The sequence below is a fragment of the Bacillus sp. LJBS06 genome (assembly GCF_016924995.1).
Lineage (GTDB): Bacteria > Bacillota > Bacilli > Bacillales > Bacillaceae > Bacillus > Bacillus stercoris.
Genome location: NZ_CP070483.1, coordinates 2,564,861 through 2,583,104 on the forward strand (window position 1 = coordinate 2,564,861; position 18,244 = coordinate 2,583,104).

At 43.9% G+C, this 18,244-nt stretch carries 18 protein-coding genes; 3 read left to right on the forward strand and 15 right to left on the reverse strand.

The window, feature by feature from the left end; all coding sequences use genetic code 11:
* Window positions 1-11 precede the first annotated feature (11 nt).
* From prmA to gpr, 10 genes are all read right to left on the reverse strand, one after another.
* Window positions 12-947: a 50S ribosomal protein L11 methyltransferase gene (prmA, locus tag JQX68_RS13035; RefSeq protein ID WP_134975324.1), complete on the reverse strand. Its 936-nt coding sequence runs from the start codon at window positions 945-947 to the stop codon at window positions 12-14.
* 24 nt (window positions 948-971) lie between these two features.
* Window positions 972-2,099, reverse strand: a complete 1,128-nt coding sequence (dnaJ, locus tag JQX68_RS13040; protein ID WP_014114461.1) for a molecular chaperone DnaJ — start codon at window positions 2,097-2,099, stop codon at window positions 972-974.
* 199 nt (window positions 2,100-2,298) lie between these two features.
* On the reverse strand, window positions 2,299-4,134 hold the full coding sequence (dnaK, locus tag JQX68_RS13045; RefSeq protein ID WP_014114462.1) for a molecular chaperone DnaK: 1,836 nt from the start codon (window positions 4,132-4,134) through the stop codon (window positions 2,299-2,301).
* Window positions 4,135-4,157: 23 nt separating this feature from the next.
* Window positions 4,158-4,721 (reverse strand): nucleotide exchange factor GrpE, encoded by a 564-nt coding sequence (gene grpE / locus JQX68_RS13050; protein ID WP_014664659.1) that lies wholly within the window; start codon window positions 4,719-4,721, stop codon window positions 4,158-4,160.
* A 71-nt stretch (window positions 4,722-4,792) separates the two neighbouring features.
* Entirely contained in the window at window positions 4,793-5,824 is a 1,032-nt protein-coding gene (hrcA, locus tag JQX68_RS13055; protein ID WP_003226167.1) for a heat-inducible transcriptional repressor HrcA, read from the reverse strand.
* 80 nt (window positions 5,825-5,904) lie between these two features.
* Window positions 5,905-7,044 carry a radical SAM family heme chaperone HemW gene (hemW, locus tag JQX68_RS13060; protein WP_040082580.1) on the reverse strand — a complete coding sequence of 380 codons (1,140 nt, stop codon included), beginning with the start codon at window positions 7,042-7,044 and terminating at the stop codon, window positions 5,905-5,907.
* 55 nt (window positions 7,045-7,099) lie between these two features.
* Window positions 7,100-8,935, reverse strand: a complete 1,836-nt coding sequence (gene lepA, locus JQX68_RS13065) for a translation elongation factor 4 (RefSeq protein ID WP_014664662.1) — start codon at window positions 8,933-8,935, stop codon at window positions 7,100-7,102.
* 133 nt (window positions 8,936-9,068) lie between these two features.
* A complete protein-coding gene (locus JQX68_RS13070; RefSeq protein ID WP_014664663.1) occupies window positions 9,069-9,407 on the reverse strand; it encodes a YqxA family protein in 339 nt (112 codons plus the stop codon).
* Between the two features lie 16 nt (window positions 9,408-9,423).
* Entirely contained in the window at window positions 9,424-10,629 is a 1,206-nt protein-coding gene (spoIIP, locus tag JQX68_RS13075) for a spore autolysin SpoIIP (RefSeq protein WP_147772256.1), read from the reverse strand.
* Between the two features lie 62 nt (window positions 10,630-10,691).
* A complete protein-coding gene (gene gpr, locus JQX68_RS13080; protein WP_136654231.1) occupies window positions 10,692-11,798 on the reverse strand; it encodes a GPR endopeptidase in 1,107 nt (368 codons plus the stop codon).
* A 203-nt stretch (window positions 11,799-12,001) separates the two neighbouring features.
* Between gpr and rpsT the strand changes: the two genes are divergently transcribed.
* Window positions 12,002-12,268 carry a 30S ribosomal protein S20 gene (gene rpsT, locus JQX68_RS13085; RefSeq protein ID WP_003229989.1) on the forward strand — a complete coding sequence of 89 codons (267 nt, stop codon included), beginning with the start codon at window positions 12,002-12,004 and terminating at the stop codon, window positions 12,266-12,268.
* A gap of 14 nt (window positions 12,269-12,282) precedes the next feature.
* Here rpsT and holA read toward each other — a convergent pair whose 3' ends face one another.
* Together holA and JQX68_RS13095 are read right to left on the reverse strand one after the other, a co-directional pair.
* The gene (holA, locus tag JQX68_RS13090) at window positions 12,283-13,326 is read right to left on the reverse strand and encodes a DNA polymerase III subunit delta (protein WP_014664666.1); all 1,044 of its coding nucleotides are present in this window, start codon (window positions 13,324-13,326) and stop codon (window positions 12,283-12,285) included.
* 39 nt (window positions 13,327-13,365) lie between these two features.
* Window positions 13,366-13,479 (reverse strand): hypothetical protein, encoded by a 114-nt coding sequence (locus JQX68_RS13095; RefSeq protein WP_134975484.1) that lies wholly within the window; start codon window positions 13,477-13,479, stop codon window positions 13,366-13,368.
* 76 nt (window positions 13,480-13,555) lie between these two features.
* On the opposite strand from JQX68_RS13095, the gene JQX68_RS13100 reads away from it, so the two are divergent.
* Window positions 13,556-13,690, forward strand: a complete 135-nt coding sequence (locus JQX68_RS13100; protein ID WP_003229983.1) for a YqzM family protein — start codon at window positions 13,556-13,558, stop codon at window positions 13,688-13,690.
* 40 nt (window positions 13,691-13,730) lie between these two features.
* Here the strand turns inward: JQX68_RS13100 and JQX68_RS13105 are convergent, their stop codons facing one another.
* From JQX68_RS13105 to JQX68_RS13115, 3 genes are all read right to left on the reverse strand, one after another.
* Window positions 13,731-16,061, reverse strand: coding sequence for a DNA internalization-related competence protein ComEC/Rec2 (locus JQX68_RS13105; RefSeq protein ID WP_147772257.1), 2,331 nt, complete (start codon window positions 16,059-16,061; stop codon window positions 13,731-13,733).
* A 3-nt stretch (window positions 16,062-16,064) separates the two neighbouring features.
* A complete protein-coding gene (locus JQX68_RS13110; protein ID WP_014664668.1) occupies window positions 16,065-16,634 on the reverse strand; it encodes a ComE operon protein 2 in 570 nt (189 codons plus the stop codon).
* Window positions 16,635-16,700: 66 nt separating this feature from the next.
* Complete coding sequence (locus tag JQX68_RS13115; RefSeq protein ID WP_014664669.1) at window positions 16,701-17,318, reverse strand: helix-hairpin-helix domain-containing protein; 618 nt, start codon at window positions 17,316-17,318, stop codon at window positions 16,701-16,703.
* Window positions 17,319-17,401: 83 nt separating this feature from the next.
* Between JQX68_RS13115 and comER the strand changes: the two genes are divergently transcribed.
* On the forward strand, window positions 17,402-18,223 hold the full coding sequence (comER, locus tag JQX68_RS13120; protein WP_004398597.1) for a late competence protein ComER: 822 nt from the start codon (window positions 17,402-17,404) through the stop codon (window positions 18,221-18,223).
* The last annotated feature ends 21 nt before the right edge of the window (window positions 18,224-18,244 follow it).

Genomic DNA, 18,244 nt, shown 5'->3' on the forward strand with positions numbered 1-18,244 from the left:
CCTACTAACTGTTATTTTTTCGCAATAATGCTGACCCAATCTTCCATTGAAAGGATTTCTACAATGGTGAAGCCAGCTTGTTCCAATGCTTCTTTTACTTCTTGTTTTTTATGGCCGATGATACCTGACGTAATAAAATGTCCGCCTTCTTTTAACAGGCTGTACGCTTGTGAAGTAAAGCGAAGAATGACTTCAGCCAAAATGTTGGCCACAATCACATCATGTTCACCTTCAATCCCGTCTAACAAGTTGTTTTGCTTCACTTGTGCAACATCGCTCACTTTGTTCAGCTTGAGATTGAGGCGTGCACTTTCTACAGCTACAGGGTCAAGATCGTAGGCATGAACCGATTCAGCCTCAAGCATTGCAGCCGCAATACTTAAAATCCCCGAACCTGTACCAACATCAATCACCTTATCACCCTTTTGCACAAAGCGTTCAAGCGCCTGAATGCAGAGCACGGTTGTCGGATGTGTCCCTGTGCCGAAAGCCATTCCCGGGTCCATTTCAATAATCAGTTCATCAGTATGGACTGGCGTATATTCCTCCCACGTCGGCACAATCGTAAACTTTTCAGAAATTTTCACAGGATGATAATACTTTTTCCAGGCAGTCGCCCACTCTTCTTCATTTACTTCAGAAATGGTGATGTGATTTCTGCCCAAATCAATATTGTAAAGAAGGAGATTATTAATCGTTTCTTTAATGCCGTCTACAGTTTCACCTAGAAAACTGTTAACCGGCAGATATGCTTTGACAATGACACCCTCATCAGGATAATCATTGGGGTCGAGCTGGTAGATTTCCCCGTACACATTCTCACGTTCTTTAATTAAATCAAGCGGGTCCTCTATCACAACCCCACTTGCACCAGCTTCATGCAATATATTTGAGATAGGTTCGACCGCTTCATGTGTTGTGTGAATGCTTAATTCGGACCATTTCAAAACTACCAACTCCTCATCCAATAATTAATCGCCTTTAAACGCGCGTTTTACCTTGTCAAAGAAACTCATTTCCTGTTCATCAGGCAGGTTTCCGCTGACCTCGGCAAATTCGCGGATAATGTCTTTTTGTTTATCTGTCAGGTTTGTCGGCGTAACGACGCGGACGACGATATGCTGGTCACCCTGTCCATAGCCCCTGACATTTTGAACGCCTTTTCCTCTTAATCTGAATTTCGTTCCTGTTTGTGTACCGGCTGGAATTTTCAATTTCACTTTTCCATGCAGCGTCGGAACTTCTACCTCATCTCCAAGAGCAGCCTGAGCAAACGTTAACGGCATTTCACAGTAAATATCATCGCCGTCACGCTCGAAGAACTCGTGGGCGCGCACATGGAACACGACAAATAAATCCCCGGCAGGGCCGCCGTTTACTCCTGGTTCACCCTGTCCCGAGAGACGAAGCTGCTGTCCGTCATCTACACCGGCTGGAATTGTCACGTTTATTTTTTTGCGTTTTTTGATTTTTCCTTTGCCGCCGCAATCCGCACACTTGTCTTTAATAATTTTGCCCGTACCTTCACAGTGGTGGCAGACCCGTCTGTTCACGACTTTTCCAAACGGCGTGTTTTGCTCCACGTTTAACTGGCCGGAGCCTCCGCAGTGGGAGCACGTTTCCGGGTTTGTTCCAGGTTTCGCACCTGAGCCTTTACATGTGTCGCACGTTTCCTCGCGCGGAATTTCAATCGTTGTTTCTTTACCGAAAGCGGCATCCTCAAACGACAAGGTCATCGTATATTGCAAATCGGCACCTTGGCGCGGTGCGTTTGGATCTCTTCGTCTTGTGCCTCCGCCGAAAATACTTGAAAAAATATCATCGAAACCAAAACCGCCGAAATCGCCGCCGCCAAAACCTCCACCGCCGAAGCCCTGATTAGGATCAGTATGCCCAAATTGGTCGTAATGCGCACGTTTTTGGTCATCTGACAGCGCTTCGTACGCTTCTTTTACCTCTTTAAATTTTTCATCTGATCCGGCTTCTTTATTAATATCTGGATGATATTTTTTTGACAGCTTCCGATAAGCTTTTTTAATTTCATCCTTTGAAGCGCTCTTACTTACTCCCAGCACTTCATAGTAATCACGCTTACTCATCTCGCTTCACTCTCCCGAATTTCTCACATAAATTAGATTGTATCATTTTGAATTATGATTTTTCAATTCCTTTTATCCCGGGCAAGAAAAAAAGTCAAAGCCAAGAGATGCCTGACTTTGACTTTCTAATCATTGAATCAGATTATGAAATGTGTTCTTTTCTGTCAGCCCCGGAAGCGGGACTGACTTTAAAAAGAATTTATTTTTTGTTTTGGTCGTCGTTTACTTCTTCGTATTCAGCGTCGACAACGTTGTCATCCGCTTTGCCTTCAGCGTTTGCTCCGCCTTGAGCTTGCTGTGCTTTGGCAGCTTCTTCATAAAGCTTCATAGAAAGCTCTTGAACTATTGCTTGAAGCTCATCTTTTTTCGCTTTGATCTCTTCAAATTCGTTTTTCTCAATCGCAGCTTTTAAAGCGTCTTTGGCATCGTTGGCTTTTTTCACTTGTTCTTCATCCACTTTGCCTTCAAGATCTTTTAATGTTTTCTCAGTTTGGAAAACAAGCTGATCTGCTTCGTTGCGGACTTCGATTTCTTCTTTTTTCTTCGCATCAGCGTCAGCATTTTCTTCCGCTTCTTTTACCATGCGTTCGATCTCATCATCAGAAAGACCTGAAGAAGATTTGATTGTAATGTTTTGCTCTTTTCCTGTGCCTAAGTCTTTTGCTCTTACGTTTACGATACCGTTTTTGTCAATATCGAAAGAAACTTCGATTTGAGGCACGCCGCGCGGTGCTGGCGGGATATCAGTAAGCTGGAAGCGGCCGAGTGTTTTGTTGTCGGCAGACATTGGGCGCTCACCTTGCAGAACATGGATATCAACAGCTGTTTGGTTATCAGCAGCAGTTGAGAACACTTGAGATTTGCTTGTCGGGATCGTCGTATTGCGGTCGATCAGTTTTGTGAACACGCCGCCCATTGTTTCGATACCGAGAGAAAGCGGTGTAACGTCAAGAAGAACCACGTCTTTTACGTCACCTGTGATAACGCCGCCCTGAATCGCAGCACCAAGCGCTACAACTTCATCCGGGTTTACGCCTTTATGCGCTTCTTTTCCAGTTTCTTTTTTGATTGCTTCTTGTACGGCAGGGATACGAGTTGATCCGCCGACAAGGATAACTTTGTCGATTTCGCTTGCAGAAAGTCCTGCATCTTGAAGCGCTTGACGGACAGGACCCATTGTGCGCTCTACTAAATGAGAAGAAAGCTCTTCAAATTTAGCGCGAGTTAATGTAAGTTCAAGGTGAAGCGGTCCTGCTTCTCCAGCTGTGATAAACGGTAAAGAAATTTGCGTAGAAGATACGCCGGAAAGATCTTTTTTCGCTTTTTCAGCTGCGTCTTTCAAACGTTGAAGCGCCATTTTGTCTTTTGACAGATCAATGCCGTTTTCTTTTTTGAATTCAGATACAAGGTGATCGATGATGACTTGGTCAAAATCGTCCCCGCCCAGACGGTTGTCACCGGCAGTTGAACGAACTTCGAATACACCGTCGCCAAGTTCAAGGATTGAAACGTCGAATGTACCGCCGCCAAGGTCGTATACTAGGATCGTTTGATCTTCATCTGTTTTATCAAGTCCGTATGCAAGAGCTGCTGCAGTCGGCTCGTTGATGATACGTTCTACTTCAAGACCTGCAATTTTACCAGCGTCTTTTGTCGCTTGACGCTCAGCATCGTTAAAGTAAGCAGGAACTGTGATAACTGCTTTTGATACTGTTTCGCCAAGATAGCTTTCAGCGTATGATTTAAGGTGTTGAAGGATGATAGCAGACACTTCTTGAGGAGTGTAATCTTTCCCTTCAATTTCCACTTTATAGTCAGTACCCATATGGCGTTTAACAGACATGATTGTGTTAGGGTTTGTGATAGATTGGCGTTTAGCCACTTCCCCTACTTGGCGTTCGCCGTTTTTGAATGCAACAACTGATGGCGTTGTGCGGTTTCCTTCAGCGTTAGCAATAACTTTAGGCTCGCCGCCTTCAAGCACTGCCACACATGAGTTTGTTGTTCCTAAGTCGATTCCGATAACTTTACTCACTTGAATAACCTCCTGCTATGTAATTATTGATTCACTTTGACCATGGAAGGGCGAATGACGCGATCCTTCAGCTTATAGCCTTTTTGCATTTCCTCAACAACAATGTTGGAGCCGTAATTTTCGTCTTCAGCCTGCATAACGGCTTGGTGCAGATTAGGATCAAATTCCTGCCCTACAGCTTCGATGGCTTCGACGCCTTCTTTTTTCAAGGCTTCTACGAGCTGACGGTGGACCATTTCCATTCCCTGGAGCAAACTTTTCGTCTGTTCATTGTCGGTTTCAACCTGCAGCGCTCGTTCAAAGCTGTCAAGAGCCGGCAGCAAATCAGTCACGATATTTTGAGAACGGTATTTTTGGGACGCTTCCATCTCTAAACGGCTGCGTCGTTTATAGTTTTCAAAGTCTGCTTGAACACGCAAAAGTTTGTTTTCTTTTTCCTCAAGCAAACCTTGCAATTCGTTAATTTGATTTTGAAGAAGTTCGCTTTCATTTGTTTCCTCCTGCTGTTCATCAGCGGCAGCTTGTTCTTCAATGATTTCTTGCTCTTCTGTTTCGTTTTGTTCAACGGTTTGTTTTTCTTCTGACATTGTGTTCACCTCCCTCAAAGTGTAAGGAGAAGGACAGGTGCTGCCCTTCGATAAAATTTGCCAAAATTCCCTTATTCATCATACAAATTTGTTAATGCTTTTGACAAGTCCGAAGTCACATGCTGAAGCAGGCTGACAACCCTGGAATAATTCATGCGGGTCGGACCGATGATCGCAATTGAGCCGATCTGTTTCTGGTCAACGGAATAAGATGCCGTAATCAGACTGCAGTTTTCCATCTCTTCATAGTCGTTTTCTTTTCCGATTTTAATCGAAATTCCCGTGTGCGGGGATTGAACCAGCTTAAGAACATCCTGTTCCTTCTCAATTAATGAAAGCAGCGACCGAACACGGGTAATATCATGGAACTCCGGCTGATTTAGCATATTGATTTTTCCGCCAAAAAACAACTTTTCGACGTGATTTGTGGAATGAAAGGTTGATCGAAGCGCATCGAGTATATTGTCATAGTTCTTAATGTGCTGTCTTAGGTACATGACAACTTCCTTAAATATGCGCTCATTCAGTTCATCCATTGGAACGCCGCTTAAACGGTCGTTCAGTATATTTACCAGTTTTTCAATATCAGACAGATCCATTTTGGCCGGAAAGTTAATCGTTTTGTTTTCCACATGCCCCGTATTGGTAACGAGAATCGCTACCGCCATATCAGGCTGAATCGGTATGATTTGAATCTGTTTAAGGTAATTCTCACTCAGCTTCGGCCCGAGTACGATGGATGTGTAATTCGTCAGATCGGACAAAATTTGCGCTGATTTTTGAACTGTCTTCTCCAGCTCGAAAATTTTCTCTTTGAAGATCGAGTGGATTTGGTCCAGGTCGCTTTTCGTCAGTTTAACGGGTGACAGCAAATGGTCAACATAGTACCGATACCCTTTTTCTGACGGAACACGCCCTGAGGATGAATGGGTTTTTTCAATAAAGCCCAATTCCTCCAAGTCAGCCATCTCGTTTCTAATTGTTGCAGAGCTAAATGTGATTTCATCTTTTTTCGAAAGAGTTCTCGATCCTACCGGCTGTGCCGATTTAATAAAATCGTTGATTATAACCTGAAGGATCAGCAGCTGACGATTTGTTAACATCATCATCACCTCTGTTAGCACTCTCAATAAGTGAGTGCTAATTCTATAACAAAAGTATCAAACCACAAGAAAAATGTCAATTATAACTCACCCAAAAAAGCGCCAAAAACTTCATTGCCTAATAATTTCCCTTGATGAGTCAAATAAACGGCAGACTCCGAATTGTGAATCAGCCCTTTTTCAGCGAGGTCTTTTAATACGTTTGGGAAAAGTCCATCCAGGGAACGGCCGTATTTTTCTGCGAATCGTTTTTTGCTGACTCCGGCTGTTTTTCTCAAACCTAAAAACATTTCTTCCTCAATCTGTTCTTCTGTTGTCACTTCATGTGTATCTCTGTACGGAAAACCCTTTTCAGCAATCAGGTCAATGTAATGCTTAACAGGTCCGACGTTCACTGTTCGTGTGCCGCCGATATATCCGTGGGCCCCTGCTCCGAAACCGAAATATTGTTCGTTGCTCCAATACGTCAGATTGTGCTTGGATTCCATGCCCGCCTTAGCAAAGTTGCTGATTTCATATTGATGAATATCGTGAGCTTCCATCCGGCTCATCACCATCTCATACATTTCAGCTTCCTGCTCCTGCGGCGGTAGATGAAGCCGCCCTTTTTGCATCAAATTATAAAATACCGTTTTCGGTTCTACAATAAGGGAGTATACGGAATAATGCTCGGCATCCAGTGATAAAGCAGTGTTTATGGAATGTTCCAGATGCTTGAGGGTTTGCCCCGGGAGCCCGAACATTAGATCAAGACTGATATTCTCAAAACCGATTTCCCGCGCTCTTTCAAAAGAGGCGAATACATCTTTTTGCTTATGCACTCGGCCGATTTTTTCTAACAGATCGTCTTCGAATGTTTGAACACCAAAGCTGAGACGGTTTACGCCTGCTTCTTTTAATATCTTTAATTTCTCTGCGGACAAGTCGTCCGGATTCGCTTCTACCGCAAATTCCGATAAGTCGCTTGATGGCTTCAGCACGCGATTGACCATGTCCATCAGCTTTTTGAGCTGTTCCTCAGACAAGGAGGTCGGCGTGCCTCCTCCGATAAAGATCGTTTTGAGGTCTGGCTGCCCAGTTTTTGCTAATGTATTTATCATTTCCTGTTCGAGTGCGTTTAAATACTCGTCGACAGGCTGACTTTGAATAAAATATTTATTGAAATCGCAGTAGTGGCAAATATGCTCACAAAATGGAATATGGATATAAGCTGATTTCAACGGATTCACCTTCTTTACAGAAAGAAGCCGCAGTACAGGACTGCGGCGGCTTCTATTATTTTTTCGGACTGTCGTCCATTTTCAGGACCGCCATAAATGCTTCTTGCGGCACTTCAACTGAGCCGACCTGCTTCATTCGGCGTTTTCCTTCTTTTTGTTTTTCAAGAAGCTTTCGTTTCCGCGAGATGTCCCCTCCGTAACATTTAGCCAATACGTTTTTACGCATTGCTTTTATGGTAGAGCGGGCCACGATTTTCTGGCCGATCGCCGCTTGAATCGGTACTTCAAAGTGCTGGCGCGGAATAAGTTCTTTCAGTTTTTCAACGATCACTTTTCCGCGCTCATATGCGTAATCACGATGCACGATAAAGGAAAGGGCATCGATTTTTTCACCATTCAGCATAATGTCCATTTTCACAAGCTTGGACGGTTTGTAGCCGATCAGTTCATAATCAAAGGACGCATAGCCTTTTGTGCTTGATTTCAGCTGGTCAAAAAACTCATATACGATTTCCGCTAATGGCATATCATAAATGATGCTGACACGGTTTGCGTCTAAATACTGCATATCAATGAAATTGCCGCGTTTTCCTTGGCAAAGCTCCATTACAGCGCCGACATAGTCATTCGGCACCATCATCGTCGCTTTTACGTATGGCTCCTCAACCCGTTCGATCTTTTGAGGGTCCGGCATGTTGGACGGGTTGTCGACAACGACCTTTTCGCCGTCTGTCATATACACGTCATAGATAACACTTGGCGCTGTCGTAATCAGGTCAATGTTGAACTCACGCTCAATACGCTCCTGAATGATCTCCATGTGGAGCATGCCTAAAAATCCGCAGCGGAACCCAAATCCAAGCGCTTGCGAAGTTTCCGCTTCATATTGAAGGGAGGAATCATTCAGCTCAAGCTTTTCAAGGGCCTCCCTTAAATCATTGTATTTCGCTGTATCAATCGGATACAAACCACAGTACACCATCGGGTTTAGCTTGCGGTATCCCGGCAGCGCTTCTTCTGCAGGATTGGCAGCGCTCGTTATTGTATCACCGACACGTGTGTCACCGACATTTTTAATTGATGCAGTCAGGAAGCCTACATCACCGACAGTCAGTTCATTTGTCGGAGTCGCTTTCGGCGTGAACACGCCGACCTCTGTTACTTCGAATTCTTTGCCGGTTGCCATCATTTTGATTTTTTGACCCGGCTTTACCGTTCCTTCTACAACTCTGATATACGCCACGACACCGCGGTAGGCGTCATAAAGCGAGTCGAAAATCAGCGCTTTTAGCGGTGCCTCTGGATCTCCGGTCGGAGCGGGCACCTTTTCTACGATTTGCTCTAAAATCTCCTCGATCCCGATTCCTGCTTTTGCGGAAGCAAGCACGGCTTCTGACGCATCAAGGCCGATAACGTCTTCTACCTCTTGGCGTACGCGTTCCGGTTCGGCGCTCGGAAGGTCGATTTTATTGATGACCGGAAGGATTTCAAGATCGTTGTCAAGCGCTAAGTAGACATTGGCGAGCGTCTGCGCTTCAATCCCCTGGGCTGCATCCACGACTAGAATCGCTCCCTCGCAGGCAGCAAGGCTTCGGGATACTTCATACGTGAAGTCGACGTGTCCCGGCGTGTCGATCAGATGAAAAATATATTCCTCTCCGTCTTTTGCTTTATATTTAAGCTGAACAGAGTTTAACTTAATGGTTATGCCCCGCTCACGTTCAAGATCCATAGAATCGAGCAATTGTTCTTTCATTTCTCGTTGAGTGATTGCCGACGTTTTTTCTAAAATACGATCCGCTAAGGTCGATTTTCCGTGGTCAATATGGGCAATGATAGAGAAATTCCGTATTCTCGACTGCCTCTCTAAACGCTTTTCTTTATCTGTCACAATCTATCACTCCTACTATTAAACGCAAAATACACTAGCTTAGATTATATCAATAGGATTGTAAAGATTCAATGTAAAACAAGAAAGAGAAAAGTCCCCCGTCATATCTGGGCTGCTTTTCTCTTCCACGTACCTATTGATTCATATCCCGTATCCATTCATACATTGACTGGGCAGTATTGGTTACGGTATCCGAAAGCGCTTTTCCGGCTTTTGAGAACATATTGAATGTTTCCACCTGTTCAAGCTCTTTTTGTTTTTCTTCTAAATCTTTTGCTGTGACTGTTTCTCCTAGAATCGAGGCTTCTTTTTCATTCCCTTTTCCGTCGGTGAGCGTAAACGCCCCCTTCAGTGAAGGGTCATGATAGCCTTTCATACTCAGCATTCCGTTGTTTGCCTGCTGCATGCCAAACAGAACGCCTAAAAACATGATCGTAACAAGCAGTAAGCACTTTCCAAAGTATGCAATCAAATCAACCACCTATTTCTTATTGTTTTTTCGTCTCACCGCTCTTCGCGTTGACCTTTTCAGCATCCCAATACATTTCGCTGAATACATCCGCTGCCGCGTTAGCCGCACGCTGCAGCTCTTCGAGATTATTATCTACTCCACCAAATTCGAGCAAAAGCGCTCTGTCGGTTAAATCTTGATTGTAAACACCGTTATCGCCTGGCGAACCTTTGGAAAAGACACCTGTACTTAGTCCAGGGTATTTTTTCTCCATCAGTTTATGAAGCTCGCTCGCAATTTTATAGTTTTCTTCGAAGTTTTTGCTTTTTTTCCCGACGACAAAGGATACCCTGGCATAGCTTTTCCCTTTAATCGTTGCAGTCGTGTCTTTTTTGCGTCGTGAGTCTCTGTGGATATCAATGATATATTGCAGATTTTTATTTGTAGTGAGAGCGTCTTTCACGACCGGTCTTGATTCATCATAAGACCTTGCATAGTTTAAGCCTTTTTTATTCAGTTTCGACTGTATATCGGTTTTATTCACTGTGGCTCCGATACCTTGGGATTCAAGCGCTTTTCCGAACATATCTCCTACAAGCGTGACGTTGGCTTTAGAATGGCGCGCCATATCAGGATTAGTCTCGCCTTTTAATAGAGGGAGATATGATTCCGTATTGTGCGTATGATAGATAAACACGACCTTTTTGTCACCTGTTGTTTGTTTCGGCGGATCTTTTTGCCCATTGTCTGATTGCGTCTGCTGTTTTTCAATCTCTGCCAAATTCGCTTCTCTTTCTTCTTCCATCACCTTAGACGGCGGCGGCGATTCCGCAGGCATATTCGTATAATCCGTGCCTTGTCCAGCTAACAGAATCTCGGTATCAAATTGTGCAAACCCCGGCAGCTCCCGGCCGAGAAAGCTCCGCGGATCTTCGAGGTTAATGCTCGTCGCCAGCTTTAAAGATAGACGGGAAAGATGAAATGAGCTGTCGGTTTCAGAAAGGTCAGAAGCAAAATAATGGTTTTCCATCTGCAGCAAGTGTGCAAACACGTCACCCGGCAATTCTTCAGCAATCCCATAAAAAGAGTCGGACGACGGCCTGAGTTCCGGCCGGAGAGACGTCAGCACACCGGATAGAACAAAAATCACGATAAGGCTTACGATAAATAGAAAGATGGCTTTTACCGCTTTCCCGCCATTTACCGCAACAACAATTTGTCTGTTTCTGCGTTTATTTCTCATTGAATCCCTCCAGCGCTTGTCTAGTAATTACTCTATGAACAAGCTAGAGGAAGTAGAACTGTTTAGTGATTGTAGGAGCCTTTGTTTTCTTGTGATACTTTTTCATGAAGCGCTGTGTTTAATCCGTTCGCCAAAACATTTGCCATGTCATCGATAAATGAATCGACTTCCTTCGGCGTAACCATTAAGTTGTGCCCTAAAGGCGAAAGCACCTCGTGAATAAGCTGCCGTTTTTCATCTTCATGAAGGGTTCCGACAATACCCAGAAACGATTGGCGCTGCTTTTGATCTGGAAGATCTTCTTCAGTGAGCACTTTCTTTTTCCCAAACGTCATGCCAGCTGGAACAAGTGATCTTGACGGACTGTTATCCTTCATTTCTCTGCCAAAATGTTTTAATATGTAGTCCACCGTGTCGCTGGCAATTGTCACGGCATCAACTACTGTCGGAACACCGATAGCAATCACCGGAACACCAAGTGTGTCTTTGCTTAAATCTTTTCGTTTATTCCCCACCCCAGATCCTGGGTGAATGCCTGTATCCGATATCTGAATGGTTGTGTTGACCCTTTCCACCGCCCGTGCCGCCAATGCGTCAATAGCAATGACAAAATCAGGCTTCGATTGCTCAATCACACCTTTAATAATGTCGCTTGTCTCGATTCCTGTAATCCCCATGACACCCGGTGCAAATGCACTGACAGGCCTATACCCTTCCTGTACGTTTTCCGGCTGAAGCTTAAATAAGTGCCTTGTTACCAACAGATTTTCTACAGCCATCGGCCCAAGCGCGTCAGGTGTCACGTTCCAGTTGCCGAGTCCAACGATCAAACAGCTCGCATCTTTTGAGATATTAAGGTTTTCAAGAAAAGCCGAGAATTCCTCTGCAAAGACAGCAGAGACCTTTTCCTGCATTTCCGAATCATTCTCCCTGATTCCCTGTGCCTCCAGCGTTAAATAGCGCCCTTCTTTTTTTCCCGAAAGCTCCGCGCCTTCCTTTGTAACATCAACTGTGCGGATTTTAATGCCGCCGTGATCACGCTCTTTTTCAATAAATCCTTTAATTTCTTTTGTCGGCACAGCCTGCTGATTGGCCATTGCTTCCTTCGTTTCCACTGCCAAATCGGTACGTATCAAATACTGATTCACATCTAGCTCACTCTTTTTCATACAGGGGCCTCCTTCACATTAAGTACCTATATTGTTGCCATTTGCTGAATGAATCATGCTAAAAAGAGAGCCTTCAATGAAAAATACTTTACATTTATATTGCAATCTAAAGATGTGTTTGATAGAATACAATTTGTTCTATTGTGAAGAAGATTTAACCTTAAGACACTGTGCTACAGGTTGTATCTTAGGAGGTGAAACACATGCCAAACATTAAATCAGCGATTAAACGTACAAAAACAAACAACGAACGCCGCGTTCATAACGCGACAATCAAATCTGCTATGCGTACTGCAATCAAACAAGTTGAAGCTTCTGTTGCCAACAACGAAGCTGACAAAGCGAAAACTGCTCTTACTGAAGCAGCTAAACGTATTGATAAAGCAGTGAAAACAGGTCTTGTACACAAAAATACCGCAGCTCGATACAAATCAAGACTAGCGAAAAAAGTGAACGGACTTTCTGCATAATATAAAAACGATCCTCAATAATGGGGATCGTTTTTTTCATTTCTTTTTAACAGCTGTAAAAGGAACAGTTCGAGCAGGAGCTGCTTGTCCTTTTTACCGGTTTTCATCTCATAGTCCATGACGGCAAGCTGCTCAATGATAGAACGGAGCTCCTCCTCTGAAAAAAGCCTCGCTTGATCCATCGCCAGCTTTACCCGAAATGGGTGAACTTTTAGATTAGACGCGATTTGTTTTTGTCCGTACCCCTGTTCCGCAAAGTACTTTGTCTGCAGAATCAGCCGGAACTGGTTCGAAATAAGCGCCATGATCTTGATCGGTTCTTCATTTTGTTTAAGCAAATCATAAAAAATTTGCAGACTCTCAGTTCGTTTTCGGTTGACGATTTTATTGATCAGCTCAAAAATATTTTGTTCAAGGCTTCTAGCAACAAGCATTTTCACATCATCCAGCGTAATTTCTTCACGGTCTCCAATAAACGTGCAGAGTTTTTGAATCTCCTGAAAAATCGATGACAAATGTCCATTCACAAGCAGAACCAAATGCTCCGCCGCTTCAGTGCCAATTGTTTTTTGCTCTGTTTTTGCAAGGTTGACAGTAAAGTCTGTTGTCTCCTTTGCGTTTAATTCCTTCGCCTCCATCATAAACGCGTGCTTCTTTAACGCTTTCGTCAGCTTTTTCCGCTCATCAAGCTTTTCATACGGAGCAAGCAGGACAAAAACTGTGTAAGGCGCAGGCGATTGTATATACGATTCAAGCGCACTTATGTTGTGCTCCAGTTTTTCTTTTTTCTTTTCACCTGTTAAAAAATATGGATTTTTCACAATGACAAGACGCCGCTCTCCCATAAACGGAAACGTTTCAGCATCTGCAATTGCTTGATCCAGCGGGTCCTCTTCCAGATCGAAAACGGATAGATTGAAATCCTTTGTCTCCTGATCAACGACCGTCTGTCTGATCCTGCTGACGGTTTCCTGCAGCAGATATGTCTCTTTTCCGTATAAGCAATAAACCGGATGGACATCTCCTTTTTTCAGGCTTTTCCACACATCAAATACCATTGTTGTACGACTTCCTCTCTTTCATCATCCCCTTCTATCCTAAATTGAGTTTACAAAATAGTAAAGAGGAAGCCTGACTGCTGCTTCCCCATTTATATTAAACGCCTGTTCGCAAGCCCCCGGGACAGCTTGTAAAAAGGCGATAATCACCAGAACAGAAAACGTTACCTAAGCTTCTAGATTTTTCAAAACGATTCGATTATACTTAAATCAGTCAGGAGGGATAAAGTTGAATGATTTTGAAAAAAACGTTCAAAGCAAACGAAATGATGCTGTAGACTCAGCTGTTGGTTTTGTTGTGTCCTTCGGATTTTTCGCCTTCTTGTTTGTCATGGCAACGGTTATTCACCTGGTTGGTTCATAACAGCGACTGCCCGGGCTGCTGATTTCTCGGCAGTCTTTTTTTAGTTCGTCTCTGTTATATCTGATGTATCATATGGAGGATAGACAGAAAAGGTTCCAACTCTGTTTTGATATCTATATTGGATCGTTCCGTTTTGATCTGTACGCAGCACACGGATAGAATGTCTCTGTAATATCTGCAGAACTTCTTGATGAGGATGGTGATACCGATTGTTTTTCCCGGCTGAGATAATGGCCGTTTTCGGCTGAAGCTGTTTGATGAATTCTTCACCGGTAGAGCCTTTGCTCCCATGGTGCCCCACCTTTAACACATCTGCTTTTATATTCGGAAACACCTTCATCACCTCTTGTTCCCCTTCTTTCTCCAGATCACCCGTCAAGATCCAGCTCATACCGCCCATTTCCATCCATAGAACGAGAGATGAATTATTTTTGCTTGCCGGATCAGGCGCTTCCGGTGACAGTACATGGAACTGCAAATCCTTTATTTGCAATACATCGCCTCGCTTCACCTCTTCAATTGCCACTCCCTCTTCTTTAGCTGCCTGCAGCACTTTTTCATCTTTAGGTTCAGAAACGAACCCTTTCGGAATCACGAGGCGCTTTACTTTATGGTGCTTCAGCAAGGTCTCCGCCTCTCCGATATGATCTTGGTCAGCGTGCGTCAGAATTAAAGCATCAAGCTGGTTGATTCCCTTAGCAGTTAAAAACGGAATCAGCACCTTTTCCCCCAGTGAAAACGGATGTTGTTTTTCGCGCCAAGGCTCTGACGAGTAAGACAAAGTGCCGCCAGTATCGATTAAGACATGTCCCCGCTGATGCGGAGCACCTACATACATGCTGTCGCCCTGCCCAATATCAATCATATCCACTTCTCCTTCGGGACTAAGACGCGGAGATGCAAAGAGAAGAAACAGCACCGAGCAGCAAATGCCGCTGGTTATCATCAACTGAGAAAAGGAGCGTTTTTCAATCGACATCAGCAATAGGATGATCGTCACTGTGAATAAAAAGAGAAGAACAGGCACGGGACGTGCGATGATAAGCGTGAACACATCAATATCTGCGATTTTTGTGATCAGCTTATTGGTCCAGCTTATCAAGAAATCAAACCAACTGAAAAACAATCTGCCAAATGAAGAGGAAAGACTTAATAGAAGAACACCTGCTACAGCCCCCGGCAAAATACAGAACGTATAAAATGGAACCAACAACATATTCATCGGTATGCTGATGATTGAAAACTGATGAAAATGATACAGGAGAATCGGAAGCGATCCGAGCTGAGCGATGAGTGATACAATTGCCAGCTGACCCAAGGAGGTTTTTACCTGCTGAAAAATAGAAGAGGAAAGAATTAAAGAAAAACTGACGGCGAACGATAGCTGAAAACCGGCTTCAAAGAGATGATAAGGATTGAAGAGCAGAAGGGCGATATATGAGAGACAGATTGCCGTTGCCGGGCGGACACGCCATTTGGCGAGACTTCCAGTTAAGTAAACACCTGACATTAAAGCGGCGCGAAGCACTGAAGGAGCAGCGCCGGTCAACATCACATAGAGCGGCAGAAATAATAGCAACAGAATTGACGCCTTTTCTCTTGTTATACCGACACGGATCATGATAAAAAACAAACCTGCTGTCAAAATCCCAACGTGGAGCCCTGAAATCGCCAAGAGATGGACAACACCAAGCTTTTGATACGCGGTAAGCACTTCGTCCTCCACATAAAATCTGTCACCAACTGTAAGTGCCTGTACAATTCCTGCCGAATCAGGAGGCAGAAGGCTGTTTGTGAATGATATGATATGTTTTCTCAAGCTGGGCACCTTATACTTGAAATTTTCAGGTTCGCCGCAGTTTTGGATAGACGTGACAGAGTAGTTCCAATGAATATGCTGTCGATAAAGATACTCATTATAATCAAATGCACCCGGCACAGTTGCGTGATTCGGTTCTTCCAATGTACCAGTCAATTCACATGACATTCCTGGTTCTATGTATAACAGCTTTTCTTTTTCATCAGCAGACTGAATGCGATACGCAGCAGCCCATTTTTCCTTATCAGGTGTCTTAACCATCATAGACATACGGTCGCCGTCAATTTTGGGAATAGTGTCAATCACTGCCTTGAAATGATAGGTTCCCTGCCGATAGGAAGAGACATTCTGAGAATCTGTGACTGCATACAGTACAAAAAACAATATAAAAGAGAAGAAACAAACAATAATGAGAAAAGCGTGCCTCGTTTTGATTAAAATGATGAGGAGAAAGAGGATAAATAGAAAAATAGCGGGGAAATAAGCGGCGGCAGTAATTCCAGCCGTTGCCGAAGCTGCCGCCAAAGGCAATAACAAACGCGAATTACGCATTCATCACACGTAGCTCGTGAAAAGTGTATTCGCCTGTTCATGTATCTTTTTCAATTCTTCCTCCGCTAAACCGGCATCGGCCAATTTCCCTATAAGACCCGCTACAAATGAAAGCTTTTCCCTGTTTTTCAAATCAACGATCATTTCATCGAGTTCAACCTGTTCAACAGTTACACCCGCCTGTTCAAATAATTCCTGCGCATACGGATTTGTTTTGTAATCCTCAGCATAATAAACCGTTTTGATACCCGCTTGAATAATAGATTTGCAGCATTGAATGCACGGATAATGCGTCACATAAATCTCCGCTCCATCAGTCGGTACCCCAAACTTAGAGCATTGTAGAATCGCATTCATTTCAGCGTGAATCGTTCTTGCACAATGATCATCTATCATTAAGCATCCTTCGTCGGCACAATGCACGCCGCCCGCAATTGACCCGTTATAGCCTCCTGCAATCATGCGTTTGTCTCTGACTATAGTAGCGCCGACAGATAATCTCGGACAGGTGCTGCGCAGCGCCAATAAATGGCTTTGAGCCATAAAGTATTGATTCCATGAAATTCGTTCCACGTTGTTCCCTCCAAATGTTGTGTTGCCTGACCTTTAGTTTACCTATCATAATGCATGACCGTCAAATCACTTTACTGAAATGGAAGACTTTATTTTCTCAAATGACTTTTCGCCTATTCCTGAAACCTTCGTGATATCTTCAATAGTATGGAAACGCCCATTTTCTTCCCGGTATGCAATAATAGCTTCAGCTTTGGATGGCCCCACCCCTGAGATGCCTTGTAACTCCTCTAAGGTGGCTGTATTGATATTTACCAGCTCCCCCTTCCCTCCACCGCTTTGAACAGCTCCTCCGGCACCCTGCTGCACTGCTGTTTCCTCTCCTTTTTTCGGGATGTACACCACTGTCCCGTCCTGCAGAATCTCCGCCAAATTCACTTGCACTTCATCAGCTTGCTCATTGGTTCCACCTGCTTTCTCAATTGCCTGAGATACTCTGTCCCCTGTTCGCATTTCATAAACGCCAGGATGCTGAACAGCACCTTTGATGTCTATCACAATTGCTTCGCTTGGCTCATCTTTGCCTGCTTCCTGCTTTACCTCTGTATTTACCGTCTCAGTTGGTACAGCCTGCTTCACCGGCTCTTTGTTTCTCCCGCTGGCCAGAAAGATCATAATTGCTGTGAAAACAGCTGCAGAAGCCGCTAAAATCATTGCTTTCTTATGCTGATTCAACCAATTCATCGTGCATGTTCCCCGCTTTCGTCATATTTTATTTTCATAACACATATGGTTTAGAGGATAATAGCTCAAAGGAGGGGAAACCATTGAAGATAGGCTTTATCGGCACAGGAAATATGGGTACGATCCTTATAGAATCATTTATTGAATCAAAAGCAGCCGATCCCTCAAACATGACAATCACAAACCGCACAATTGAAAAAGCGTTGCACATAAAAAACCGCTACAACAGCATCAACGTTACCGAAAGTCTCGAAAAGCTCGTTTCTGAAAACGAGATGATTTTTATTTGTGTTAAGCCGCTTGATATATATCCTTTACTGGCAAGAGCGTTACCTTATTTAAGAAAAGATCATATTCTCATTTCAATTACAAGCCCCGTTCAAACCGAACAGCTCGAACAATATGTGCCGTGTCAAGTGGCGCGAGTGATCCCAAGTATTACGAACAGGGCGCTGGCAGGTGTTTCTCTCGTCACTTTCGGCACAAGCTGCGGCGAATCTGCAAAAGCGAAAATCAATGAGCTGATGCAGCATATTTCTCATCCGCTGCAAATTGAAAGTGACATAACGAGAGTTGCATCAGACATCGTAAGCTGCGGCCCCGCTTTTATGAGCTATCTGATTCAGCGGTTTATAGATGCAGCTGTTTCGGAAACGTCAGTGTCTAAACAGGACGCGATTTTGATGTGTAAGGAAATGCTTGTCGGAATGGGAAAACTGTTAGAAACCGAATTGTACACCCTGCCTGCATTACAGGAAAAGGTTTGCGTTAAAGGCGGTGTAACGGGAGAAGGCATTAAAGCGCTGGAAAGCGGTGTGCAGGATATGTTTCATCGGGTATTTCAAAATACTCATATGAAGTACGAGGAGGATATTTCCGCAGTGAAAAAGCAGTTTCATGTGTAGGCGAGTATGTCATACTTTTGT

Bases quoted from the DNA above. Each gene is read 5' to 3' on its own strand.
- dnaJ (WP_014114461.1), bottom strand. From the start codon at position 2,099: ATGAGTAAGCGTGATTACTATGAAGTGCTGGGAGTAAGTAAGAGCGCT.
- grpE (WP_014664659.1), bottom strand. From the start codon at position 4,721: ATGTCAGAAGAAAAACAAACCGTTGAACAAAACGAAACAGAAGAGCAA.
- hrcA (WP_003226167.1), bottom strand. From the start codon at position 5,824: ATGTTAACAAATCGTCAGCTGCTGATCCTTCAGGTTATAATCAACGAT.
- spoIIP (WP_147772256.1), bottom strand. From the start codon at position 10,629: ATGAGAAATAAACGCAGAAACAGACAAATTGTTGTTGCGGTAAATGGC.
- gpr (WP_136654231.1), bottom strand. From the start codon at position 11,798: ATGAAAAAGAGTGAGCTAGATGTGAATCAGTATTTGATACGTACCGAT.
- rpsT (WP_003229989.1), top strand. From the start codon at position 12,002: ATGCCAAACATTAAATCAGCGATTAAACGTACAAAAACAAACAACGAA.
- holA (WP_014664666.1), bottom strand. From the start codon at position 13,326: ATGGTATTTGATGTGTGGAAAAGCCTGAAAAAAGGAGATGTCCATCCG.
- JQX68_RS13105 (WP_147772257.1), bottom strand. From the start codon at position 16,061: ATGCGTAATTCGCGTTTGTTATTGCCTTTGGCGGCAGCTTCGGCAACG.
- JQX68_RS13115 (WP_014664669.1), bottom strand. From the start codon at position 17,318: ATGAATTGGTTGAATCAGCATAAGAAAGCAATGATTTTAGCGGCTTCT.